General features: G+C 60.2%; 24 protein-coding genes and 2 tRNA genes. 16 read left to right on the top strand and 10 right to left on the bottom strand.

Annotation, left to right across the window (positions count from 1 at the left end; translation table 11 throughout):
- The first annotated feature begins 2 nt into the window (after positions 1-2).
- From tmk to mazG, 7 genes are all read left to right on the top strand, one after another.
- Complete coding sequence (tmk, locus tag DFR46_RS02885; RefSeq protein ID WP_116235088.1) at positions 3-626, top strand: dTMP kinase; 624 nt, start codon at positions 3-5, stop codon at positions 624-626.
- Positions 623-1,606: an AAA family ATPase gene (locus DFR46_RS02880; protein ID WP_116235087.1), complete on the top strand. Its 984-nt coding sequence runs from the start codon at positions 623-625 to the stop codon at positions 1,604-1,606. Before tmk ends, DFR46_RS02880 begins: the two co-directional genes overlap by 4 nt.
- Positions 1,596-3,161: a methionine--tRNA ligase gene (metG, locus tag DFR46_RS02875; RefSeq protein WP_116237113.1), complete on the top strand. Its 1,566-nt coding sequence runs from the start codon at positions 1,596-1,598 to the stop codon at positions 3,159-3,161. Before DFR46_RS02880 ends, metG begins: the two co-directional genes overlap by 11 nt.
- 24 nt (positions 3,162-3,185) lie before the next feature.
- Positions 3,186-3,962, top strand: coding sequence for a TatD family hydrolase (locus tag DFR46_RS02870; protein ID WP_116235086.1), 777 nt, complete (start codon positions 3,186-3,188; stop codon positions 3,960-3,962).
- A complete protein-coding gene (locus DFR46_RS02865) occupies positions 3,959-4,726 on the top strand; it encodes an MBL fold metallo-hydrolase (RefSeq protein WP_116235085.1) in 768 nt (255 codons plus the stop codon). The genes DFR46_RS02870 and DFR46_RS02865 overlap by 4 nt, the downstream gene beginning before the upstream one ends.
- Positions 4,723-5,316 (top strand): retropepsin-like aspartic protease family protein, encoded by a 594-nt coding sequence (locus DFR46_RS02860; protein WP_116235084.1) that lies wholly within the window; start codon positions 4,723-4,725, stop codon positions 5,314-5,316. Before DFR46_RS02865 ends, DFR46_RS02860 begins: the two co-directional genes overlap by 4 nt.
- Before the next feature lie 101 nt (positions 5,317-5,417).
- Positions 5,418-6,212 carry a nucleoside triphosphate pyrophosphohydrolase gene (gene mazG, locus DFR46_RS02855; RefSeq protein WP_116235083.1) on the top strand — a complete coding sequence of 265 codons (795 nt, stop codon included), beginning with the start codon at positions 5,418-5,420 and terminating at the stop codon, positions 6,210-6,212.
- Here mazG and hflX read toward each other — a convergent pair.
- The 5 genes from hflX to dusB all read right to left on the bottom strand — a co-directional run bounded on the left by hflX (position 6,209) and on the right by dusB (position 12,904).
- A complete protein-coding gene (gene hflX / locus DFR46_RS02850) occupies positions 6,209-7,519 on the bottom strand; it encodes a GTPase HflX (RefSeq protein ID WP_116235082.1) in 1,311 nt (436 codons plus the stop codon). The genes mazG and hflX overlap by 4 nt on opposite strands.
- Entirely contained in the window at positions 7,516-8,001 is a 486-nt protein-coding gene (gene hfq, locus DFR46_RS02845) for an RNA chaperone Hfq (protein ID WP_116235081.1), read from the bottom strand. Before hfq ends, hflX begins: the two co-directional genes overlap by 4 nt.
- A 119-nt stretch (positions 8,002-8,120) precedes the next feature.
- Positions 8,121-9,503, bottom strand: coding sequence for a nitrogen assimilation response regulator NtrX (gene ntrX / locus DFR46_RS02840; protein WP_116235080.1), 1,383 nt, complete (start codon positions 9,501-9,503; stop codon positions 8,121-8,123).
- Complete coding sequence (locus DFR46_RS02835; RefSeq protein WP_245953633.1) at positions 9,503-11,770, bottom strand: sensor histidine kinase NtrY-like; 2,268 nt, start codon at positions 11,768-11,770, stop codon at positions 9,503-9,505. Before DFR46_RS02835 ends, ntrX begins: the two co-directional genes overlap by 1 nt.
- Before the next feature lie 135 nt (positions 11,771-11,905).
- On the bottom strand, positions 11,906-12,904 hold the full coding sequence (gene dusB, locus DFR46_RS02830; RefSeq protein ID WP_116235079.1) for a tRNA dihydrouridine synthase DusB: 999 nt from the start codon (positions 12,902-12,904) through the stop codon (positions 11,906-11,908).
- 102 nt (positions 12,905-13,006) lie between these two features.
- On the opposite strand from dusB, the gene DFR46_RS02825 reads away from it, so the two are divergent.
- Genes DFR46_RS02825 through DFR46_RS02815 form a run of 3 tightly spaced genes read left to right on the top strand, consistent with a single transcriptional unit; the run spans position 13,007 to position 15,223 of the window.
- Positions 13,007-14,149 (top strand): bifunctional 2-C-methyl-D-erythritol 4-phosphate cytidylyltransferase/2-C-methyl-D-erythritol 2,4-cyclodiphosphate synthase, encoded by a 1,143-nt coding sequence (locus DFR46_RS02825; protein WP_116235078.1) that lies wholly within the window; start codon positions 13,007-13,009, stop codon positions 14,147-14,149.
- A 1-nt stretch (position 14,150) separates the two neighbouring features.
- The gene (locus DFR46_RS02820; protein ID WP_116235077.1) at positions 14,151-14,681 is read left to right on the top strand and encodes a hypothetical protein; all 531 of its coding nucleotides are present in this window, start codon (positions 14,151-14,153) and stop codon (positions 14,679-14,681) included.
- 17 nt (positions 14,682-14,698) lie between these two features.
- Positions 14,699-15,223, top strand: a complete 525-nt coding sequence (locus tag DFR46_RS02815) for a CinA family protein (RefSeq protein WP_425453153.1) — start codon at positions 14,699-14,701, stop codon at positions 15,221-15,223.
- Here the strand turns inward: DFR46_RS02815 and DFR46_RS02810 are convergent.
- Positions 15,160-15,645 carry a type II toxin-antitoxin system RatA family toxin gene (locus DFR46_RS02810; protein WP_116235075.1) on the bottom strand — a complete coding sequence of 162 codons (486 nt, stop codon included), beginning with the start codon at positions 15,643-15,645 and terminating at the stop codon, positions 15,160-15,162. The genes DFR46_RS02815 and DFR46_RS02810 overlap by 64 nt on opposite strands.
- 11 nt (positions 15,646-15,656) lie before the next feature.
- Positions 15,657-16,577 carry a lipoyl synthase gene (lipA, locus tag DFR46_RS02805; RefSeq protein ID WP_116235074.1) on the bottom strand — a complete coding sequence of 307 codons (921 nt, stop codon included), beginning with the start codon at positions 16,575-16,577 and terminating at the stop codon, positions 15,657-15,659.
- A 65-nt stretch (positions 16,578-16,642) separates the two neighbouring features.
- Here lipA and DFR46_RS02800 point away from each other — a divergent pair, with 65 nt between their 5' ends.
- From DFR46_RS02800 to DFR46_RS14750, 4 genes are all read left to right on the top strand, one after another.
- Positions 16,643-17,278, top strand: coding sequence for a carbonic anhydrase (locus DFR46_RS02800; protein ID WP_116235073.1), 636 nt, complete (start codon positions 16,643-16,645; stop codon positions 17,276-17,278).
- 79 nt (positions 17,279-17,357) lie between these two features.
- Positions 17,358-18,848 carry a sodium/proline symporter PutP gene (gene putP, locus DFR46_RS02795; protein ID WP_116235072.1) on the top strand — a complete coding sequence of 497 codons (1,491 nt, stop codon included), beginning with the start codon at positions 17,358-17,360 and terminating at the stop codon, positions 18,846-18,848.
- 16 nt (positions 18,849-18,864) lie between these two features.
- Positions 18,865-19,587: an NYN domain-containing protein gene (locus DFR46_RS02790; protein ID WP_116237111.1), complete on the top strand. Its 723-nt coding sequence runs from the start codon at positions 18,865-18,867 to the stop codon at positions 19,585-19,587.
- A gap of 180 nt (positions 19,588-19,767) precedes the next feature.
- Positions 19,768-20,499, top strand: coding sequence for a hypothetical protein (locus DFR46_RS14750; RefSeq protein ID WP_162843380.1), 732 nt, complete (start codon positions 19,768-19,770; stop codon positions 20,497-20,499).
- Between the two features lie 6 nt (positions 20,500-20,505).
- Here DFR46_RS14750 and ettA read toward each other — a convergent pair whose 3' ends face one another.
- Positions 20,506-22,179: an energy-dependent translational throttle protein EttA gene (gene ettA / locus DFR46_RS02780; protein WP_116235070.1), complete on the bottom strand. Its 1,674-nt coding sequence runs from the start codon at positions 22,177-22,179 to the stop codon at positions 20,506-20,508.
- Positions 22,180-22,279: 100 nt separating this feature from the next.
- On the opposite strand from ettA, the gene DFR46_RS02775 reads away from it, so the two are divergent.
- Positions 22,280-23,707: a M20/M25/M40 family metallo-hydrolase gene (locus DFR46_RS02775; protein WP_116235069.1), complete on the top strand. Its 1,428-nt coding sequence runs from the start codon at positions 22,280-22,282 to the stop codon at positions 23,705-23,707.
- A 155-nt stretch (positions 23,708-23,862) separates the two neighbouring features.
- Positions 23,863-24,117, top strand: a complete 255-nt coding sequence (locus DFR46_RS02770) for a hypothetical protein (RefSeq protein ID WP_116235068.1) — start codon at positions 23,863-23,865, stop codon at positions 24,115-24,117.
- A 284-nt stretch (positions 24,118-24,401) separates the two neighbouring features.
- On the opposite strand, the gene DFR46_RS02765 is transcribed toward DFR46_RS02770, so the two are convergent.
- Positions 24,402-24,478 (bottom strand) — tRNA-Pro (locus tag DFR46_RS02765).
- 50 nt (positions 24,479-24,528) lie between these two features.
- Positions 24,529-24,603: transfer RNA gene (locus tag DFR46_RS02760), tRNA-Ile, on the bottom strand.
- Between the last annotated feature and the right edge of the window lie 35 nt (positions 24,604-24,638).

Genomic DNA, 24,638 nt, shown 5'->3' with positions numbered 1-24,638 from the left:
CGGTGCGCGGGAAATTCATAACGCTTGAGGGCGGCGAGGGGGCTGGGAAATCGACGCAAGCCGGCCTGTTGACGTCATGGCTTCACGATCGCGGCATCGATGCCATTCAAACACGCGAACCCGGTGGAACTCCGGGTGCCGATGCGGTCCGGGCGCTACTCCTTGACGGCAATATCCCATTCACGGCCACGGCCGAGGCCCATCTGTTCGCCGCAGCCCGCGCAGACCATGTGGAGTCGCTTATCCGGCCAGCGCTTGCGGCCGGGAAATGGATCATTTGCGATCGCTTCATCGATTCGACGCTCGCCTATCAGGGCGCTGCGGGAAAGCTCGGCGTCGATATCGTCCGCACGATCAACGAAACCGCGATCGGCGACACCATGCCCGATCTGACCATATTGCTCCGCACCAATGTGGATACGGGAGCCCGGCGCGCACGGGTGCGCGATGGCGACGAAACCGATCGCTTCAGCATGAGGGACGCCGAATTCCACACCATGGTGGCGCGCGCCTTTGACAGCTTTGCACAGGAAGACCCCGGCCGCTTTGCCGTTATCGACGCCGAACAGAGTATCGAGGCGGTTGCCAGGGCCATACGATCGGCTGTCGAGGCACAGCTGCCATGACCCTGTTCGGGCAGGACAAGCCTATCCGGGCCTTTAGAGACGCTCTGGACAGCGGGAAATTGCATCACGCCTGGCTGTTGGCCGGCCCGCGCGGCGTCGGCAAGGCGTTGTTCGCCGATCTGGCCGCCCGTCGCGTGCTCGCCCAGGCTGCCCAGCCTGAAGGACTGGGAGAGGGGCTGACCGTCCCGGAAACGCATGCCACGGCGCATTTGATCGATGCCGGGAGTCACCCCGACCTGCGCCGCCTTTCACGCCTTCCAAGGGACCGGAAACCGGATGAGCTGGCGCGCAACATCTCGGTCGACCAGATTCGCGGTATCCAGTCCCTGTTCGCGACGACGCCCTCCATGTCCGACTGGCGGGCCGTGGTTATCGATGCAATCGACGATCTGGAACGGCCGGCGGCTAATGCCCTGCTCAAAAACCTGGAAGAACCGCCCGCCAAATGTGTCTTCCTTCTCGTCTGCCATAGTCCGGGACGCATTCTTCCCACAATTCGTTCGCGTTGTAGAATGATAAGATTTTCAAGGCTTTCCGATGACGCCATGACGGCAGCTATTGCTCAGGCTGCGCCGGACCTCGACCCGGAAGAACGTGCAGCGCTGGTGCGCATCGGCAATGGCGCCCCAGGCCAGGCCCTGCACTATGCCGGCCTCGACATAGCCGCACTGGATGCAACGATAAGCGCGCTAATTGCCAAGGGCGACAGGGACAGCTCCGTCCGCGCAACACTCGCACAGAGCCTAGCGCTGAAAAAGGCGCAACCGCGCTACGAGGCGTTTCTCGAACGGGCCCCGGCGGCTATTGCAGCCCATGCCCGCAATCTGAGCGGAAAGCCTCTCGAGACGGCTCTTTCGGCCTGGGAAAATGCCCGTTCTCTGGCGGGAGGCGCACAAAGATTGTCGCTTGATCCGCAAACGACCGTTTTCGCGCTTGCCGGACTGCTCGCTTCGCTGCATGAGCCTCGGCATGACGCCTGACTCCAAGCCATTCTATATCACCACCGCGATCAGCTACCCCAATGGTCGGCCGCATATCGGCCATGCCTATGAAGCCGTTGCGACCGACGCGATTGCGCGCTTTTACCGGCTTTTGGGGCGGGATGTCCGTTTTCAGACGGGGGTCGACGAACATGGCCTGAAAATGGTCAAGACCGCGCGTGAACGAAATATGGCCGTTGGTGAGTTTGCCAATGAAATGACCCAATATTTCATTGATATGTGTGCTGCTCTTAATATCGAATATGATCGATTTGTACGGACTACCGAAGAGGCCAATCACCGCGCTGTACAGGAAATCTGGAAACGGATGGAAGCCAGGGGCGATCTGTATCTCGATCGTTATGAAGGCTGGTACTCGGTTCGTGACGAAGCCTATTATGACGAAAAGGAGCTGATCGACGGGGAAGGGGATGAAAAACTCTCACCCCAGGGCACCGCGGTCGAATGGACCGTGGAAGAAAGCTGGTTCTTCAAACTCTCAAATTATCAGGATAAGCTGTTAGAATTATACGAAAATCATCCTGAATTCCTGAAGCCGGACAGCCGCCGCAACGAGATTGCCAATTTCGTCGAAGGCGGGCTTCGAGACCTGAGCGTTTCGCGCACCAGCTTCGATTGGGGCGTCAAGGTACCCGGCCATGACGATCATGTCATGTATGTCTGGCTCGATGCACTGACCAACTATCTGACAGGGCTCGATTTTCCGGACGAGGAGGGGCTTTACGCCCGTTATTGGGGTGAGAATGCAGAGAGCGTCCATATAATCGGCAAGGATATTGTCCGCTTTCACACGGTTTACTGGCCGGCTTTTCTCATGAGTGCAGACCTGCCGCTGCCATCGCGCGTTTTCGGCCATGGTTTTCTGCTCAATCGCGGCCAGAAAGAATCGAAATCCCTGGGCAATGTGACCGATCCTGTGGCGCTGGCAGAAACGTTCGGTGTCGATTCCGTCCGCTATTTCCTGCTGCGCGAGATCAGTTTCGGCAGCGATGGCAGCTATTCGGCGGAAGCCATCGTCAATCGCTGCAATGCCGACCTTGCCAACGATCTCGGCAATCTGGCCCAGCGGACGCTGTCTATGATAGCCAAGAATTTCGACGGGAAAGTTCCCGAACCGGGTGAGCCAACAGAAGCCGATGCGGCGCTGATGGCCGTTTTCGAAGCTATTCCAGAGCAGGCCGATGCCGCCATGGCGGATTTCGCAATCCACCAGGCATTGGAGGCAATCTGGCGGGGCGCGGGCGAGGCGAACCTCTACATTTCCGACGAACAGCCATGGACGGTCCGCAAAACCGACCCGGAACGCGCGGGTACGATCCTGTATCGCTGCGCGGAAGCCGTACGCCAGATGGCAATTCTTGCGCGCTGGGCCATTCCGGCATCGGCGGATGCGCTTTTGGACCAACTCGGCCAGGCCGATGAGGCCCGCGATTTTGCGGCGCTTGCAACGCCGCTGGAGCCCGGATTGGCGCTGCCGGCACCCCAGGGTGCATTTCCGCGGCTGGAATTGCCCGAAGAGCAGGGTGACAGCTAGCATCCGAGCCCTTATCTCGGCGCAATGTTTGTCGATAGTCATTGCCACCTGAACTATGAAGGCCTGGTCGAACGCCAGAGCACGGTAATCGAAGCGGCCCGCGCGCGCGGCGTTTCGACCATGCTCAATATCTCGACCCGCAAAAACGAATGGGATGCCATTATCGCGACAGCGGAAAGCGCGCCCGATATATGGGCGTCGGTCGGCATTCATCCGCATGAAGCAGACGCCCATCCCGATATCGATACGGCGAAGCTGATCGCGAAATCCGGCCATCCCAGGGTCGTCGCGATCGGCGAAACCGGTCTCGACTATTATTATGAACATTCCGACCGCGAGCGGCAGAAAAGTAGCTTTCGCACGCATATTGCCGCCTGCCGGGAAACCGGATTGCCGCTGATTGTCCATACGCGCGATGCCGAAGAAGACACTGCCGAAATCCTGGCCGACGAGATGGGGAAGGGGCCGTACAAAGGCGTGATCCACTGCTTCACCGCCAGTCAGGACTTTGCCGATACCGCGCTGGATCTCGGCTTCTACATCTCGATTTCCGGTATCGTGACGTTCAAAAATGCCAGGGACCTGCAGGCGACGGCCGCGGCCCTGCCGAAAGACCGGCTGTTGATCGAAACTGATTCTCCCTTTCTCGCTCCGGTGCCCAATCGCGGAAAGCCCTGCGAACCGGCTTTCGTCGTCGATACAGCAACCTTTCTGGCCGATCTGCGCGGTGAAACGGTTGAAGAGCTCGGTGCCTATACGACACGCAATTTCCATACCCTGTTTGACAAGACCGCCGCGTGAAGCTGCGTATTCTTGGATGCGGCACGTCGTCGGGCGTTCCGCGCATCGGCAATGACTGGGGCGCCTGCGATCCCGGCAACCCGAAAAACCGGCGCATGCGATCCTCGATCATGATCTCGTCCAATGCCGCGAACATCCTTGTCGACACCGGGCCGGACATCCGCCAGCAATTGCTCGATGCGAATGTGAAGAAAATCGATCATGTGATCTGGACGCATGAACATGCCGATCATTGCCACGGCATCGACGACCTTAGGCAGCTCTATTTTGCGCTGGGCGGCCCGATCCCATGCCTTGCCCGGCCAAGGACGCTCCGCGAATTGCAGCAGCGGTTCGATTTTGCCTTCAAGGGTGTCGGTCCGTATCCGTCCTACGCGCAAGGCATGGCGCTGACCGACAGGGTGATGCTGAGCGGTGTGACGGTGAGTGCAGCCGATATGCCGCACGGGACGATCAGCTCTGCGGCTCTGCGCTTCGAACATGGCGGCAAGAGCATCGCCTATACGACCGATTTCACCGCGCTGCCGGCAATGGCCTTCAAATGCGTGGAAAGGGTGGACGTCTGGGTTGTCGACGCCCTGCGGCGCCGCGAGCATCCAACACATCCGCATCTGGCCCAGACGCTCGAATGGATTGCCAAAGCCCGGCCGAAACGGGCTATACTCACCCATATGGATCACAGCATGGACTATCAGACGCTTTGCGACGAGCTGCCGCCCAATGTGGAGCCGGCCTATGATGGCCTGGAAGTCGATCTGGGATGACCGAAGGCCAGGGCATCGATCTGATCTGGGCGGTTGTCATGCTGGTCGTCGTCGTTAGTGCGCTGCTCAGCCGACGGATTCCGATGGGGCAGGCCGCCAAAATGGCGCTGGCCTGGGTCGCGATCTTCGCCATCGGCCTTACAATCTACGCATTTCGTAATGATATCAAAGCTTTCGGCCAGCGAGTCTGGTATGAAATCAGCCCGCCGGAAACCGTGGCCGAGGGCGAGGCGTTGCACATCCGCAAATCGCCAGACGGGCATTTCTGGGTCGATGTCAGCATCAATGGCAATGAGGAACGGTTCCTGATCGACAGCGGCGCGACGGTAACCGCATTGTCGGTCGGCGCTGCGCTGCGATCGGACGTCGAGCCCGGTTACGGCTATCCAATGATCCTGAACACCGCCAATGGAGCGATTTCAGCGGACCGCGCGGAAGCCCGTACACTTATCGTGGGCACGATCCGGCGTGAGAACATGCCGGTTGTCATCGCCGAAGAGTTTGGCGGTACCAATGTGCTGGGCATGAACTTCCTGTCATCGCTGTCGAGCTGGAGCGTGGAAGGCGATTGGCTGGTCCTTGAGCCGTGAGATCGCGAACCACTGAACAGCAGGCCATGGAATTGACGGGGACTCGAGGCCGCGAAGCCCATATAATTTAACATAATGTATATTATCGGGATAAAGCATCCATGGATCTAAAATGCCCCTCTCGACCCGAGGATGGCCTCGGCGACCGGATTTCACGCCTGGCGGCGATCATGCAGCGGTTGCGCGACCCGGAGACGGGCTGTCCATGGGATGTACAGCAGAATTTTGCGTCGATCGCGCCATACACGATCGAGGAAGCCTATGAGGTCGCCGACGCGATCGAACGCGGCGATATGGATGCGCTCAAGGACGAGCTTGGCGATCTGCAACTCCAGGTCGTCTTTCATGCGCGGATGGCCGAGGAACTGGGACATTTCACGCTGGCCGACATTTTCGACGGCATTTCCGACAAAATGGTCCGCCGCCACCCGCATGTTTTCGGTCCGGATGCCGAGAATGGCGAGGCCGGGCCCGGCTGGGAGGCTATCAAGGCGGCGGAAAGGGCGGAAAAGGGCGGCAACAGCGCCCTGGACGGCGTAGCGACGGCCCTTCCCGCCCTGCTCCGCGCGGAAAAACTGCAGAAACGTGCGTCGCGTACGGGGTTCGACTGGCCCGATTCACAAGGCCCGAAAGGGAAAATCGTAGAGGAAATCGGCGAAGTCGATCTTGCGAAGAACGATTCTGAACGTATTGAAGAGATTGGAGATTTACTGTTCGCGGTCGTTAACTGGGCACGGCACTTGAAAATCGACCCGGAAGCCGCGCTTCGGGCAGCCAATACCAAGTTCGAACGGCGTTTTCGCTTCATGGAAGATCGGGCCGGCGCCGAATTTCCCGCGCTTTCGCTCGACGCCATGGAAGATCTGTGGACTGCGGCCAAGCAGGATGAGACCTAACCGATGCTCAGGCGATCCTGGAAACGATCCCAGTCTATTGCGGACAATTTGACAGAAACCTGCATGACATCGCCATCAACCTCCTGATTCAAAACGCTTCCGTTACGATGCAGCCAAGCCAGATTTTCACCATCGGAGAGCTTCAGCTCTACATCGTGAACGCTGCTCCCGCGATCCAGCTGCTCGGCGATCAGCAAACGAAGCTCTTCGAGCCCCTCGCCCGTCAACGCCGAAACGGCAACCACATCGTCCCGCCTCTCTGCCGCATTACATAATTGCTCACGCGCGGCCTCATCGAGAGCATCGATCTTGTTCCAGGCCTCGATCAGCGGGGCACTCCCCTCCCCGTCGCGCGCACCGATTTCCCTGAGCACTATTTCGACATCGGAGCATTGCGCATCGCTGTCGTCATGGGAAATATCGCGGACATGGACGATCAGATCGGCCGCGTTCACCTCTTCCAGAGTCGCCCGGAATGCCGCCACGAGCTGGGTCGGCAAATCGGATACGAAGCCCACTGTGTCGGACAGGATCGCCTTGTCGAGTCCGGGCAGCGTAATTTCCCGCATGGTCGGGTCGAGCGTGGCAAACAGCAAATCTGCCGCCATGACGTCACCACCGGTCATCTTGTTGAAAAGTGTGGATTTTCCGGCATTCGTATAGCCAACAAGCGCGATAACCGGCCATGGCGCCTTTTGCCGCCGTGCACGATGCAAACTGCGGGTTCGCCGCACCTGCTCGAGTTCCTTGCGCAGTCTTGCCATCCGATCCCGGATCATTCGCCTGTCGGCCTCGATCTGGGTTTCGCCGGGACCGCCAAGGAATCCGAAACCGCCCCGCTGTCGCTCGAGATGGGTCCAGCTGCGCACGAGCCGTCCGGCCTGATAGTCGAGATGGGCAAGCTCCACCTGCAACCGCCCTTCCGCGGTCGCCGCGCGTTCGCCGAAAATCTCCAGGATCAGCCCGGTACGATCAATAACCTTGATCTTGAGTTCATCTTCAAGGTTCTTTTGCTGAATCGGCGTCAAAGCAGCATCGACGATAGCCAGATCGGCCTTTGCAAGCCGCGTCTCGGTTGCCAGCTGCCCGACCTGCCCCTTTCCGAACAGTGTCGCCGGGCGCACCTGACGCATTTTCACGGCGCGTTTTTCGACAACCTCGATCCCTATCGCTTCCGCAAGACCGGCCGCCTCTTCGAGCCGGGCATCGCTATCGCGACTCTCGTCCCGTCCAAAGTCGGGAGACACGATGAGCGCGCGATCGCCGCGCGCAAATCCGTCAGTTTCTTCGCGGTCGAAAACGCTCAAGGCTGGGCGTCAGGATTTGCGCTGCCAAGATCAATGGCGTTGGCCGGCTGGATCGTCGAGATCGCATGCTTGTAGACGAGCTGGGACTGCCCATCCCGATTGAGCATCAGGCAGAACAGATCGAACGCCGCAACTTCTCCCTGCAGCATTACGCCATTGACGAGAAACATCGTCACCGGATCGCGTTCGCGCTTCACGGCATTGAGGAAGATTTCCTGCAGCAGTTTCCCGCGCTTGTCTTCGGCAAATGCAGCTTCAATTTCTTCCATGTCCATGGGGCCGCCGGGCATGATCGTCGAAATCGCGTGTTTATATACTAGCTGTGACTGACCATCGCGGCGCAGCAGGACCGAGAAATTATCGAACCAGGTAATCACGCCCTGCAGCTTCACGCCCTTAACGAGGAACATCGTGACGGGCGTTTTGTCTTTGCGCAGTGTATTGAGAAACAAATCCTGAAGTATATTGACCTTTTCAGCCATCTTGCGGCCTCCGGTTCTTGGCGGGTCGTGGCCCGCTGGGCATCGTTGATCGACGTCTGCTCGACAAGGCGGCGACCCGCCTCTCTTGCAAATGTAGGTTGGAAGCCACTCTACTTCAATCAGTTGTTGTTCTTCTTATTTTCGTTGAGGCCCAATGTCTTGAGCTTGCGATGCAATGCCGAGCGTTCCATGCCGATGAAGGTGGCCGTGCGGGAAATATTTCCCGAAAACCGCCGGATCTGCACACGTAAATATTCGCGCTCGAAGGTTTCGCGCGCCTCACGCAGCGGCGTTCCCATGATCGCCCGGGCGCCCTTGTCCGGCGCGATCTGCATCTGGTCCTCCAGGATCTCCGATGGCAGCATATCGACATCGATGCGCTCGATGCGGTCGCCGGGCGCAAGGATGATTGTGCGCTCGACAATGTTGCGCAACTGGCGAACATTGCCCGGCCATTCATAGGCCTGCATCGCCGCAATCGCCTCGTCTGAAATCCCGGGATTGGCAACACGCCGCTCTGCTGCATAACGCGCCGCAAAATGTTCGACCAGAGGCGGGATATCCTCCCGACGTTCCGCAAGCGGCGGAAGGTGAACCGGCACGACATTGAGCCTGTAAAACAGGTCTTCGCGGAACCGACCTTCGGCGATTTCCGTCTCCAGATCGCGCGCCGTCGCCGAAATTACCCGCACATCCACATTTACAAGCCGCTGGCCGCCGATCCGGTTGAAACGCTGGTCGGTCAGAACGCGCAAGATACGACCCTGCGCCGTAAGCGGCATGTCGCCGATCTCATCGAGAAACAGCGTACCGCCATGTGCCTGTTCGAGAAGGCCGGGGCGTGGGCCGTTTTCATCTTCGGTCCCGAATAATTCTTCTTCGACGCGCTCGGTCGTCATGCGGGCTGCGCTGACCACGACGAAAGGCGCTTTGGCGCGCCCACTCCAGCTGTGGAGCAACCGCGCAGCAACTTCTTTTCCTACCCCTGCCGGGCCCGTGATGAGCACCCGGCTCCCGGTGCCGGCAACACGCTTCAATGTGGCCCGTACACTGTTGATTGCGCTTGAATTGCCGTTGAGCTCGTCTTCTTCCCCTATTCTGGCCTTCAGCGATTCATTTTCGCGGCGCAGCCGGTCCGTCTCCGTCGCCCGTGCCACCAGATGCAGCAATCGTTCAGCCTCGAAAGGTTTTTCAATAAAATCGACAGCGCCCCGGCGGATGGCGGCTACGGCAGTATCGATATTGCCATGGCCTGAAATCATCAGCACGGGAATGCTGGGATCCCGTTGCTTGATTTCGTCCAGAAGCTCCAGTCCATCGAGTTTGGAGCCCTGGAGCCAGACATCAAGCAGGACAAGCGACGGACGTCGCTCCTCAAGCGCGGCAAGCGCGGCATCGCTGCTGCGCGCCGTACGCGCTTCATAGCCTTCATCTTCAAGGACTCCGGCGACAAGATCGCAAATATCTGCTTCGTCATCGACCACCAGAATATCGAGTGACATCAGCGTGTCTCCTCATCGTTACGCGTTAGTTGGAACAAGCGGTCCCCTTCATCGGGAGCGCTCGGCGTCGTATCCTTGAGCGGAGCGAGCGCTTCCATATCAAGCGTGACGCGGACGCGGGTTCCGCCCTCTTTCCTGTCGGAAAATGCAATCGTGCCGAAATGCTCCTCGACAATCTTCTTTACAATGGCGAGGCCCAGGCCCGTGCCGCGCTCACGGGTTGTCATATAGGGTTCGGTCAGCCGCTCCCGTTCCGCAGGCAGACCAACGCCATTATCTTCCACATCGACGATAATCCGGCCGCCATTTCGCGCTATCGAAAGCTTCACGATACCGCCTTCTTCGCCCTCCCCGTGTTTTTGTTCGACCGCTTCGACGGCATTTTTAACAACATTGGTCAGCGCCTGGCCCAGTTGGCGACGGTCACAAACGAGCGGAGGCAGATCGGCCTCGGCCGCCTGAGTGAATGCGATCTCGGGATGCGCAACCTCATGCAGGAAAATTGCCTGGCGGCAGATATCGACGATGGATTCATCCCGGAAAATTGGCTTGGGCATCCGGGCGAAAGACGAAAATTCGTCGACCATGCGCCGCAGATCGCCGACCTGCCGGACAATCGTTTCGGTCAGTTTGGAGAACACACCGCTATCGGGGTCGGCCGCCGCGCCGAAACGCCTCTGCAACCGCTCGGCGGCCAGCTGGATCGGGGTCAGCGGGTTTTTGATTTCATGGGCGATCCGCCTTGCAACGTCCGACCATGCGGCCCGGCGCTGATCCAGCAATTGCTGGGTAATATCGTCGAAGGTCAGCACATGGCCGCCTTGGTCTTCCACCAGGGTCACGGCCAGGGTGCGCGGCTCTCCACCGCTGGTCATCTGGATCTCTCTCGTGCTCGGCCCGTCGTCGATCAGCCGGTCGAGCTCGGGCGCAATGTCGCGCAGGCACTGCCCCATCACCGCCTGCTGATCCGCTTCCATCAGTTCCGCCGCTGAGCGGTTTATCAATCGAACGCGGCGATCGCTATCCACGGAAACGACGCCGGCCGTGACGCTGGACAGGACAGCTTCCGTGAAGGCCCGGCGGCTGTCGAGCTGGTCGTTGGCAAGCACCAGGGCTCCCGTCTGCTCCTCAAGCCGGCTGGTCATGCCATTGAAAGCGCTTGCCAGGGTGCCGATCTCGTCGCGGGCTTCCGGTTCGGCAACCCGTGTCGAAAGATCGCCGTCCGCAATTTTGCGTGCGGCGTCGACCAACGCCCCCACCGGGCGGACAAGCCGGTCCGCAACCGTAAGCGCGATCCAGATCGCGGCAGCGACAATCAGCAACGAAATCAGCAGCAGTGCGGCGTTGAAGCGCAATTGCATGGCTTTGCCGCGATCTATCAACTCGTCATAATCGTTGAGAATCGCCTGGGCGCGTTCCGTCTGGCGCTGCATTTGCGGATCGGATGCCCGGGATGCGTATATGAGATAGGGGGACCCTTCGCCAAAGCGGGCCAGTGCCTCGAACCGATCCCCGGCATCGTTGACAGCCGATTGGCGTTCCACGTCCAGCGTCGCCAACAGCGATGCCGTCAGGCGGGTTTCCATCGAACTGTCGTCCGGATTGACAAGGGCGACGGTGCGCACATCGCCATTCTCGCCGACCGTGAAAATCGCCGCATCGGACAGTTCGCGGGCATAAACCTGGAAAGCGAAATTCTCGACGAATTCCGCCGTTTCGAATGCGGAACCCTCGACCAGCGGCGCGAGATCGGCCGCCATCGTGCGGGTTTCGGCTTCAACCTCTTCCAGGCTTTCCAGATAGAAATCCTGCGCAAGACTGCCGGCATTTTCCAGCGTATCGCGCGCCCGTTCGGAGAACCAGAATTCGACACCATATTGGAACAACAGCGAAGCGAAGATCACAACCAGCAGGGTCGGTACCGCCGCAATGCCGGAAAAAAGCGCCACGAGACGGACATGCAGCTTGCCCTTGCCCCCTATGGGAGAAAGCGCGGCCCGGCGCTGGGCTATCCGGCGAGCGACCAGAACCATCAGGAACATCGCCGGCACCAGAAGGGATACGAGCAAAAGCGCGGTCAGAAACGGGGTGAGGAACAGATCGTCAGAGCCCTGCCGCGTCAGGATGAAATAGCTGAGCGCGACCATGGCGAGGAAGGTGCCGAGCGTAACCAGCTCGATCGACGGCATGAACCAGCTCTTACGGCGCAGGCCGTCCAGACCGCCCTCTTCGTCCATCAGATCGTCTGAAACAGCATTGGTCGCCATAGTTGCACGGCTAACACAGTTGCGTTGCATAGAAAACACAGTTTTCCCATACTATGGCCGCCTAATGGCGCTGCCAGCGGGCGGTCTGTCGCAAATTCGATAATTATCGTACCGGGGACCTTTAGCCGGGGATTCTCAGGCTGCGGCTTGCGATATGGCGGGACCGAAGAAATCGGCCAGCATCTGAAGCACCTGCTCGGGGTCGTTTTCCTGATTGGCCCGGTTGCGGAATTCGGCCGACCCGGGAAGGCCTTTCGTATACCAGCCAATATGCTTGCGCGCGACCTTGACGCCGACATCGGCACCATAAAGATCGAGCATATCCCGGTAATGGCCGGCGATCACGCGATACTGCTCATCGAGCGACGGATCGGCGCTGCGTTCCCCGGTTTTGAACCAATGCATCATCTGGCTGAGAAGCCACGGTTTTCCATAGGCACCGCGCCCCACCATCACACCGTCCGCGCCGGACAGGCGTAACGCCTCTTCCGCGTCTTCGATTGAACATATATCGCCATTGACGATCACCGGCAGCGATACGGCCTGCTTCACCTCGGCAACAAAGGCCCAGTCGGCATGGCCCCGATACATCTGGCACCGGGTGCGTCCATGGACCGTGATCAGCTGCGCCCCCAGATCTTCGGCGATATGGGCGAGCTCAGCCGCATTGCGGCTGGAATCGTCCCAACCCGTCCGCATCTTCACCGTCACCGGGACTTTCACGGCCTTCACGGTGGCTTCGATCAGGGAGGCCGCGAGCGGCAAATCGCGCATCAGTGCCGATCCCGCATCGCCATTGACGACCTTCTTCACCGGGCAACCCATATTGATATCGATAATCGCCGCACCGCGATCTTCGTTCAGACGCGCGGCATCCGCCATCACATCCGGCTCGCACCCGGCAAGCTGCATCGATACCGGTTCCTCGATCGGATCCCAGGAGGCCTTTTGCAGCGACTGGCGGGTTTCGCGGATCATCGCATGGCTGGCGATCATCTCGGTAACGTTCAGGCCGGAACCATAACGACGTACAAGCCGCCGAAACGGCCGGTCGGTCACGCCCGTCATCGGCGCCAGGATGACTGGCGTTTCAATGGTCAGCGGACCAACAGAGATCGGGGCAAGTTGCGTCATTCGGCCTTTGCGTTACGTTTTTCGCTACATTTTTGATATCTGGCGCGCATCTAGGGATAAAGGCGTTGGCGGGCAAGTCGGGGCTCGGCTAAGGCGGTTCCGATGCCCGACCAATCTCGCATAGTCACCCTGATCGTCGCCGCCGGAACAGGCCAGCGCGCGGGCGGTGAGCACCCGAAACAATATCGCCCCCTCCGCGGCAAGGCAGTGCTCGCCCACGCCATCGATGCTTTTGCGAACCATGCCGCAATAAGCAGCATTCGTGTCGTTATCGGCGAAGGACAGGAAGCCACCTATCGGGACGCGATTGGAGAACGTGAACTGGATCCACCGGTAACAGGCGGAGCGACCCGGCAAGAATCCGTGCGCAAAGGCCTGGAAGAAATTGCAGCAACGGACGGCGCCGATATCGTGCTGATCCACGACGCCGCCCGGCCCTTTACGCCAATGGCCGTGATCGATCGCCTGATCGATGCACTCGGATCAGCAAGCGGCGCGGTGCCCGCTCTTCCCGTAGTCGACAGCATCGCCCGGACCGACGGGACCACCGTCGACCGATCTGAGTTTGTGGCGATCCAGACACCGCAGGCCTTTCACTTTGACATCATTCTCTCCGCCCATCGCGCATGGGCAGAGACAGAGCCGGCAACAGACGATGCCGCCATCGCCCGCGCAGTCGGCCACAAGGTCGATCTTGTCGAAGGCGATCCCGCGCTCAAGAAAATCACCTTTGCAGAGGATTTCGCGATGCCCGCCCCTATCATCGCCCGCACCGGCCTTGGTTATGATGTTCATGCTTTTACCGAGGGCGATCATGTCTGGCTGTGCGGTGTGCGGATTCCGCATGACCGCGCCCTTGCCGGGCACTCGGATGCCGATGTCGGGCTGCATGCGCTGACCGATGCGATCCTCGGCGCGCTGAGTGAAGGCGATATTGGCGATCATTTCCCGCCAAGCGATGCACAATGGAAAGGCGCTCCCTCTGATCGTTTTCTGATGCATGCGCGCGATCTGGCCTCCGCACAAAAGGCCGTGATCCACCATGTCGATGTCACCCTTATCTGCGAGGCGCCGAAAATCGGTCCGCATCGCGCCGCCATGCGCACCCGGATTGCCGACATCCTTGCGATTCCGGAAAAATCTGTCAGCGTGAAAGCGACCACGACGGAGAAGCTCGGCTTTGCCGGGCGCGGAGAAGGCATCGCCGCGCAGGCCATAGCCACTCTCGGCACAATGGAGGAATAACATGCGGTTTAAGAAATTTGTTGCGAGCGTAGCGCTGCTGGGGCTGTCGACACAGGCCGCCGCCCAGCAAGCCTGCCTGACCAACGCCGAAGCCGAGACGATGGTACAGGCCATATTGCCGAGCCTCATCACCAATGTCAGTGAACAATGCGGCTCTTTCCTGCCTGCCAATGCAGACCTCATTGCGCGCAGCCAGTTGCTCAGCGAGCGATATACTTCGGCCGCCGATGCTGCCCGTCCACAGGCAGCCGGTATAGCCCTGCGTATATTGGACGATGGAGAGTCAGCTGGCGCGCTTGATAGCGATTCAGGTGGTGAACTCGTGCTGGGCATCTTCGAGATGGGCATTGCCGTCGCGATGGCCGAGGCAATGGACGCCTCAAGCTGCCCCATCGCGAACCGGGTCTTCACAGTGTTGGAGCCCCTGCCCCCGCGTAATTTCTCGAGTCTGCTCGTTTTGCTAATCGAGCTGGGCGGCCCGGACGATGACGAGGGCAGCCCACGGCCATTTTCCATCTGCAGCGCAGCTTAGGGACGACAATGACGGACATGGCAACGCTTCTGCCAGTAGAACTGGCCGAAAAAGCGCGTGCGGTAATCGAAGCCAATCGTGCTGCGGGGCGACGTATCGCCATTGCGGAAAGCTGCACCGGCGGAATCGTGGCGGCAGCCCTGACCGAAATTCCCGGCTCGTCCGACGTTTTCGAAGCGAGTTTCGTGACCTATGCGGACGAGGCCAAAATGAGCCTGTTGGGCGTTCATGAAGGCATCATCGACACGTTCGGCGCCGTTTCGCCCGCCGTCGCCTGGGCGATGGCGCTGGGCGCGCTCAAACACAGCAATGCCGATGTCGTTGTCGCAATTACCGGAATTGCGGGGCCAGGCGGCGGGTCGGAGTTAAAGCCGGTCGGCACCGTGGTATTCGCAAGAGCCGAGCGCGGCGTTGACCCCGATGAGCTCGATGCTGACCAGAAACTTTTCGCCAATCGCGGCCGCGCAGGCATTCGCCTTCAGGCTGCGTTGTGGGCGCTCGAACTGCTGCTGCCGGAAACACCCGCCTCCCCCGCACCGTAAAGGGCATCGGCCCGCGCCTCGAAACTGTCGGTCATTTTCCTAAGCGCCCGGTCGAACACCTGGCCGGCAAGGCTTTCGAACACGCGGCTGCGAAAGGAGAAATCGACAGAAAAGTCGATCTCACAACCGCCTTTCCCGTCATTGCGAAAATGCCATTCATTGTGCAGATATTTGAGCGGCCCATCGAGATAGTCGACCGCGATCCGGCCGGGGCGGTTCTTGTTTACCTTGGACGTAAATGTTTCCCGCAAGGATTTGAATCCGACCACAAGATCGGCCACCATTTCCGCCTCGCTATTCGTGCGGATGCGCGTAGCGACAACCCAGGGCAGAAATTCCGAATAACGCCCTACATCGGCCACCAGATCGAACATCTGTTCGGCTGTGTAGGGAACGTGCCGGGTTTCGTTATGGCGCGGCATGAATGCTCGTCTCAGGCCTTTGCCAGTTGCGCTTCGCGGGCGGCGCGCAGTTTCTCGAAATCGTCGCCGGCATGATAGCTTGACCGGGTGAGCGGGCTAGAGGCCACGAGCAGGAAACCCTTGGCCCGCGCTATTGCGGCATAGGAATCAAAAGCCTGCGGGCTGACGAAATCGATAACTTTGGTATGTTTGGGAGTCGGCTGGAGATACTGGCCCATGGTCAGGAAATCGACGCCGGCAGAGCGCATATCGTCCATCACCTGATGCACTTCCATCCGCTCTTCGCCGAGGCCGAGCATCACGCCCGATTTCGTGAAGATCGAGGGATCGTGGCGTTTGACCTGTTCGAGCAGCCTGAGCGACGCATAATAGCGGGCCCCGGGGCGGATCGTCGGATAAAGCCGCGGCACCGTCTCCAGATTATGGTTGTAGACATCGGGCCGGGCGGCAACGATCGCTTCGACCGCAGCTTCGGATTTGTTGCGAAAATCGGGCGTCAAAATCTCGATTGTCGTTTTCGGTGTGGTCCGGCGCAGCGCCTCTATCACCTTCACGAACTGGCTTGCCCCGCCATCCGGCAGATCGTCTCGATCGACCGAGGTCACAACAATGTGTTCCAGACCCAGCGCCGCCGCCGCATCGGCCGTATGCTGCGGTTCCTGGGCGTCGACCATCGCCGGCATTCCGGTTTTCACATTGCAGAAGGCGCATGCCCGTGTGCAGACGTCGCCGAGAATCATCACCGTGGCATGTTTTTTCGACCAGCATTCGCCGATATTCGGGCAGGCGGCCTCTTCGCACACAGTGTTGAGGTTAAGCTCGCGCATCAGCTTGCGCGTCTCGTTGAATGTCTCGCCCATCGGCGCCTTGACGCGGATCCAGTCCGGCTTGCGGCGGCGTTCGGGCTTGGCGATCGGTAGCGGCTCGGTCATGGGCTCCAGATAGCGATGGACAAGCGGGCTTGCTACCCCTTTCCGGCTCTGCCAATCATGCGGCCATGACCCGATTTGCAGATCTCGTCCGCGGCTACCACCGCTTTCGCAAAAATGGCTGGACCGCGCAGCGCGAACGCTGGGCCGAACTGTCGCACGGCCAGAGCCCCAAAGTGATGATCATTGCCTGTTCGGACAGCCGGGTGGACCCGGCGCAGATTTTCGACGTTTCGCCGGGCGAAATCTTCGTGGTGCGCAATGTAGCCGCTCTCGTCCCGCCCTATGAGACAGGCGGCGGGTATCACGGCGTTTCCGCCGCACTCGAATTTGCCGTTACCCAGCTCGAAGTCGAAGAAGTCGTTGTAATGGGCCATGGCCTGTGCGGTGGCTGCCAGGCAGCACTAAGCGCCAGTTTCGCAGGGACGCAACCCGGCCATGGCGGTTTCATTGCCGACTGGATCGGCCTGCTCGACAAGGCCCGCGAAGCAGTGGTGCACAACCATGGTACCGAAGGCGAAGAGGCGCTTCACGCAATGGAGCATGAGGCGGTGAAGACCAGCCTTTCCAACTTGCGCAGTTTCCCCTTCGTCGCCGAAAGGGAAGCCGACAACCGGCTGGCCTTGCGCGGCTCCTGGTTCGCCATCAGCAGCGGAAAGCTGCACCTGCTCGACGAGACGAACGGCGATTTCCAGCCCGCTTGACGCACCGGGCCACAGGCAAATCCGGTTCGTCCACAGACTGGTGGTTAGCAGCGGCGTAATCAGCTGCTAAACGGTCGCGATGCAAACCGGACAACTGATCTCCCTCGCCCTCTATTTCATCCTCATGCTCGGTATCGGGTTTTACGCGTGGCGGACGACCACGGACGATGTTTCCGGTTATATGCTGGGCGGGCGCAAGCTCAGTCCCGCAGTTGCCTCCCTGTCAGCGGGCGCCTCCGATATGTCCGGCTGGATGCTGCTCGGGCTGCCGGGCGCAATGTATGTCTCCGGCCTCAGCGCGAGCTGGATCGCGATCGGCCTGTTTATCGGTGCATTTCTGAACTGGGTGATCGTTGCGCCGCGCCTCCGTGTTCATACCGAGATCGCCGATGACGCCATCACCATTCCCGATTATTTCGAGAAACGCTTCGAGGATAAAACCCGGCTGCTGCGCATCATCTCCTCCATCGTCATCGTCATTTTCTTCACGCTCTACACGTCAAGCGGCGTCGTTGCGGGCGGGAAGCTGTTCGAAAGCGCCTTCGGGGCGGATTATGCGCTGGGCCTCTGGATCACGGCGGGCGTGGTCGTCGTCTATACGCTGTTCGGCGGGTTCCTCGCGGTCAGCATGACCGATTTTGTCCAAGGCTGCATCATGTTCGTCGCGCTTGTGCTGGTGCCTGTCGTTGCCCTGACCGATGTTGGCGGCATGGAAGGACTCGGAACGACCCTCAACGCGATCGATCCCAACCTCACCGACCTGTTCGGCGGCGTAACGCTTGTCGGCATCATCTCCGCCATGGCGTGGGGCCTTGGCTATTTCGGCCAGCCCCATATCATCGTCCGTTTCATGGCGATCCGCAGCGTCCAGGATGTGCCTCGGGCGCGCAATATCGGCATGACCTGGATGGGCGTCACAATCGTCGGCGCACTCGCCACGGGCCTGATCGGCCTGGCCTATGCCACGCAAAACGGGCTGGCCGTGGACGATCCGGAGACGATCTTCATCATTCTCTCGCAGATCCTGTTCCACCCGCTGATCGCTGGCTTCCTGCTCGCCGCCATCCTCGCCGCGATCATGAGCACCATTTCCTCGCAGCTGCTCGTCTCGTCGAGTTCGCTGACCGAGGATTTCTACGGCATCTTCCTGCGCAAGGAGGCGAGCCAGAAGGAACTGGTACTTATCGGCCGGCTCTCCGTGGTCGCGGTGAGCCTGGTCGCCATCGCGCTCGCCTATAACCCCAACAGCAATGTCCTCGGCCTGGTCAGCAACGCCTGGGCCGGATTCGGCGCGGCGTTCGGCCCGATCATCCTGCTCAGCCTTACCTGGAACCGGATGACGCGCAACGGCGCGCTATTCGGCATGATCGCCGGCGCGGCCACCGTGCTGTTCTGGATCTACACGCCCGTGCTCGCCAATGGTGCTACGTTATCGTCGCTGATCTACGAGATCGTCCCCGGCTTCATCGTCTGTGGCCTCGTGGCGATCCTCGTCAGCCTGTTCGGACGCCAGCCCGCCGACACCATCACGCAAACCTTCGAACGCGCTCGTGCTGCGCGAACCGCCTGACCAAGGATCAAAAACCATGCCCGACGAGCACAGCCGCTACAGTTCCAACATCGCGCTGTTGATCGATGCCGACAACGCCTCGCACCAGGGTATCGATCCGGTGCTGACGGTGCTCGCCGAACTCGGCACGGTCAATATCCGGCGTGCTTATGGCAACTGGCGCAAACAGGCGCTGAAGAACTGGGTCGACAAGCTGCACCGCTACGGCATCGAACCGCAGCAGCAGTTCGACCTCACCAAGGGCAAGAACGCCACCGACATGAAGATGACGATCGACGCGATGGATTTGCTGTATTCGGAACGGGTAGACGGGTTCGGGATCATGTCGTCGGATAGCGATTTCATGCCGATGGCGATGCGCATCCGGCAGGACGGCCTCCCCGTCTACGGCTTCGGCAGCGCCAAGACGCCCGACGCCTTCAAACAGGCCTGTACGCGCTTCATCGACGTCGATGCGCTGATCAAAGCGGAAAACCGCAAGAGCGGCGGCGCAAACGGCGAGAAAGGCGCGGTGGACGAAGAAGTCGTCGCCCTGCTCATCGACGCCTATGATGCGGCCAAGCGGGACGAAAACGGCTATGCCTCGCTAAGCGCAGTCGGCCAGCGGGCCGGCAACCGCTCCAGCTTCGATGTCCGCAATTACGGCTATGCGCGGCTCAGCGACCTGATCGAGACGATCCCGAATTTTCAGACCGAAAAACGCGCAAATGGACAGGTCTGGGTCAAGCGGTTGCGGTGAATGTGCCGACTGTCGCCAACCAAACAGAGGATGGCGACTGGTTTGCCATGGGCGAGTGGCGATCCGGGAGATCATCCTGCCTCTTACAATTTGCGACAATTATTCGGGTCAGAATAAATCCGCGGTTCACCTGCCGCCCCGCACTCCCGCCGCCTCAAACAATGTTGAGGGAGCGTTATCATGTTGAAGAAAATGTCGATTATGGCAGGCGGTGCGTCGTTTGCACTGACCGTCGCCGCATGTTCGAGCGGGCATCCGGAGCACGCGCGGCTCGACCCGGAGCGACTGCCGCAAAGAGCAATGCTATTCGTAAGCCCGGCCGGGAAACCTTTCCGGAACACCCAGGCCGCAACAACGCCGATCGCGCAATGGTTCGGACAGGCTGACGCAGACGGTGACGGCGTGCTTCGGGCTGATGAATTTCGGGCCGATTTCGCAGCCGCTTTCGCGGAATTCGACCGCGACGGCGACGGCGATATCCAAGGCCCCGAAGTGACTCATTACGAACAGGAAGTATTTCCCGAGATTGTCAGCCGCTGGTCAGGGCGCGGAAACCGAACACGCGGCCGACAGGGCGGCAGAGGCGAAGGCGCGGGCGGCGCAGGCCGTTCCGGCCAAGGAGGCAGACGAGGAGGACGCGGCGGCGGCCAGAGAGGAAGCGCCGGCGGGCAGAACGAAACCGGCGGCCCCTCCAGGCCTCAAACGCAAGGCCGGATAGGCGGTGCAGCCCGCTTCGGTTTGCTTCCAATCCATCACCCGATAATGCAGGCTGATCGCAATATCGATCGACGGGTGACCGGCGAAGAATTCCAGATTGCAGCCGATATCCGTTATGGCCTGCTGGACGTAGACGGCGACGGATCGGTTGCCCTCGAGCAACTTGTGGAAATGTTGCCGCAAAGACGGAGGTGAGCCGGACTACCGCGTCAGTTTCTTGTAGCTCATCCGGTGCGGCCTATCCGCCTCGTCGCCGAGCCGCTGGCGCTTGTCCTCCTCATAGGCCTCGAAGTTTCCCTCGAACCATTCGACATGGCTGTCGCCCTCGAAGGCCAGGATATGCGTTGCCAGGCGGTCGAGGAAGAAGCGGTCGTGCGAGATCACCACGGCGCAGCCGGGGAAATTCTCGATCGCCTCTTCCAGCGCACCCAGCGTCTCGACGTCGAGATCGTTGGTCGGTTCGTCGAGCAGCAGCACGTTGCCGCCCTCTTTCAGCATCTTGGCCATGTGGACGCGGTTGCGTTCGCCGCCCGATAGCTTGCCGACATTCTTCTGCTGGTCCTGGCCCTTGAAATTGAACGCGCCGACATAGGCGCGCGTCGAAACATCGTGGCCGTTGACCTTCATGTAATCGAGGCCGTCGGAAATCTCTTCCCAGACATTGTGGGAACCGTCGAGATCGGCGCGGCTCTGGTCGACATAGCCGAGGCGCACGGTATCGCCGATCTCCAGCTTGCCGGAATCAGGCTCTTCCTGGCCGGTGATGATCTTGAACAGCGTGGATTTACCGGCGCCGTTCGGGCCGATCACGCCAACGATGCCGCCAGGCGGCAGCATGAAATCGAGATCCTCGAAGAGCAGCTTGTCGCCATAGGCCTTGGTCAGCCCTTTGGCCTCGATCACCTTGCCGCCGAGGCGCTCGGGCACCTGGATCACGATCTGCGCCTTGCCGGGTTTGCGGTCGAGTTGCTCGTCCTGGAGCTGTTCGAATTTGCGGATGCGAGCCTTCGACTTCGTCTGGCGGGCGGCGGGCGTCTGCCGGATCCATTCGAGCTCGCGGGACAGCGCCTTCTGGCGGCCGCTTTCCTCGCGGTCCTCCTGCGCCATGCGCTTCGCCTTCTTCTCCAGATAGGTCGAATAATTGCCTTCGTACGGATAATAGGAGCCGCGATCGAGCTCGAGGATCCAGCCCACGACATTGTCGAGGAAGTAGCGATCGTGCGTGATCATCAGCACGGCGCCCTCATACTCCTTGAGGTGGTTTTCGAGCCAGGCGACGCTTTCGGCGTCCAGATGGTTGGTCGGTTCATCGAGCAGCAGGATCTTGGGCTTCTCGATCAGCAGGCGCGTGAGCGCGATACGCCGCTTTTCGCCGCCCGAGAGATTTTCCACGCCGGCGTCGCCGGGCGGGCAGCGCAGCGCGTCCATCGCGATCTCCAGCTGGTTGTCGAGCGTCCACCCGTCAACCGCGTCGATCTTGTCCTGCAATTCGGCCATTTCGGTGCTCAGCGCGTCGAAATCGGCGTCTTCCTCGGCCATTTCCATGCCGATCTGGTTGAAGCGCTCCACCATGTCGGCGGTTTTGCGAGCGCCATCCTTGACGTTTTCGAGTACAGTCTTGTCCGGATCGAGTTCCGGCTCCTGCGGCAGATAACCCACGGTGATGTTCTCGCCCGGCCAGGCCTCGCCCGAAAAATCGGTGTCGATACCGGCCATGATCTTCATCAGGGTCGACTTGCCAGCGCCGTTGGGGCCGACGATACCGATCTTGGCCCCCTGATAGAATTGCAGGTTGATGTTGCTCAGCACCGGCTTCGGCGCGCCGGTAAAGGTTTTGGTCATGTCCTTCATGACGAAGGCATATTGCGCGGCCATGGGTCGTTTTCGCTCCGATTATGGGTATTGGGAATCTGCCCGCGATGTAGGGACGCCGACACGAATTGGCAAACGCGGAAGCCCGCGTTAAGCGGTAGCCATGAAAAAGCTGATCCTCCCCGCGCTCTGCGCCCTCGCCTCCCTCCCTTCAACCGCCTTCGCACAATCAAATGCGACGAGCGTGTCGTCTCGGACGAATTCACATGCAACCGGCAATGACGCGATTGCGGCAATGCGCGATGCAGCCATGGAGAGCGACACGCTCGCCTATGCAATCACCGAAGGCCTGACGACGGAAATCGGCCCGCGGCTTGCCGGGACCGAAGCCGAGGCTCGGGCCCGTGCCTGGGGCGTCGCGCGACTGACCGCCCTCGGCTTTTCCAACGTGGCGATCGAAACCTATCAGATGCCGACCTGGATACGCGGCGCAGAAACGGCCGAAATCGTATCGCCCTACCCCCAGGCCATGCATGTAACAGCGCTCGGCCGCAGCGCTTCGACAGGTGATTCCGGAATTCGTGCGGAGATCGTTGCTTTCGAGACCGTCGAACAACTGCGCGCTGCCCCGATGAGCAGCCTTGATGGAAAGATCGTCTATGTCGGCCATCATATGATGCGCACGCAGGACGGGTCCGGCTATGGCTTTGCCGGGCCAGCGCGCTGGTTCGCCGCATCGCTGGCGTCGGAGCGCGGCGCGGCGGCTATCGTGATTCGCTCGGTCGGCACGGACAATCATCGCAATCCGCACACTGGCGGCACGAACTGGGCCGAGGGCGTTTCTCCGATCCCCGCAGGGGCCCTCTCCAATCCGGACGCCGACAATCTCGAACGGATGGTTGCACTGGGCCGCCCGGTCACCATGCACCTTACCCTGACGCCGCAATGGCTCGGCGATCGGGAATCCGGCAATGTCATCGCCGATATACCCGGCAGCGATCCCGATGCTCCAATGATCATCGCGGCCTGCCATCTCGACAGCTGGGATCTTGCCACCGGCGCGTTCGACGATGCCGCAGGGTGCGGAATCATTACCGCCGCCGCACATCGCATCCTTGAAAGCGGCGCGCAGCCCCGGCGGACGATCCGGCTGTTATGGGCCGGCGCCGAGGAAGTCGGGCTGTTCGGTGCCCGTGCCTATGCGGAGCGCCATCCCGCGGCGGAACACGCCGTCGCTTCCGAATCCGATTTCGGGGCAGACCGGGTTTGGCGCGTAGAATTCAATTTGCCGGACAGTGCATCAGGCGATGCAGACCGTATCACCAGCCTTCTGGCTCCGCTTGGCATTCCCCGCAGCCCGATACCCGCCACCGGCGGCGCCGATACCAGTCCGCTGGTCGCCGGCGGTGTATGGGCAATCGATTTGCAACAGGATGGCACACGCTATTTCGATCTGCACCACACGCCAGACGATACGCTCGACAAGATCGACCCTGCCCAGATGCGACAGAATGTCGCTGCATGGACAGTGATGTTATCGGTGATGTCGAATAGTCAGGCCGACCTGGGAATCCCGCAAACAACCGAATAATCGGCAGAAATCCGCTCCGCACCGCAATATCGGCATCGGCTCATTTCGGTACGCATGCACAATTACAAGTTGACGTTCCGTGAATGGGCGCTATGTCGACGCGCTGGGATTGGCGCAGAGCCAGGCCCTGGTTAAATGCTATGGGAGCACATATAATGAAGAAACTTAGCTTTGCGCTTGCGTCTGTCAGCCTTTTCGCGCTGGCCGCATGCGGCGAAACCGCAACTGAAACCGCCGATGAAGGCGCTGAAGCCGTTGAAGCAACGGAAGAAGTAGCTGAAGACGCGATGGCCGCTGGCGAAGAAGCCATGGCTGAAGGCGAAGAAGCAATGGCTGAAGGCGAAGAAGCCATGGAAGCCGGCGAAGAAGCCGTTGCTGAAGGCGAAGAAGCCGCTGAAGACGCAATGTAATTTGGCGGTTGGCCTTCGAGCTGACCAACAAATAAGAAAGGGCGCTACCCCATGGGTGGCGCCCTTTTTTTGTACCGCTTCAGATGCGGTGCTTGGTCGCCGTTCGGCGTTTTTCTCTCCTCGACCGGGAATCAGAAGATTCAGGATCCTGCTATCCGCCCGGATTCACGCTGAATGATGTCTGGTCGATTGCCTGAACGGTCAACGGCCGGACGATCGCTAGCCGTACCCGGTTAACTTCTGCGCGCCCTGATTTCAGCGCGTATTCTGATCATGTTTGAAGTTGGTCGGGGAGACAGGATTCGAACCTGCGACCCTCTGTTCCCAAAACAGATGCGCTACCAGGCTGCGCCACTCCCCGACCGGAAGAGCGCCCTTAGGCCGTGTACGGCATAAGAGCAATCAAAGAATTGGTGGGCCCGGAGGGACTCGAACCCCCAACCAAGCCGTTATGAGCGGCCGGCTCTACCATTGAGCTACAGGCCCCACCGTTTCAGCGGCTTCGCACTGCCAAAGGCAAT

The organism is Parasphingopyxis lamellibrachiae (assembly GCF_003385775.1).
Taxonomy (GTDB): Bacteria; Pseudomonadota; Alphaproteobacteria; order Sphingomonadales; family Sphingomonadaceae; genus Parasphingopyxis; species Parasphingopyxis lamellibrachiae.
This window is presented reverse-complemented; position numbering and strand designations above follow the sequence as displayed.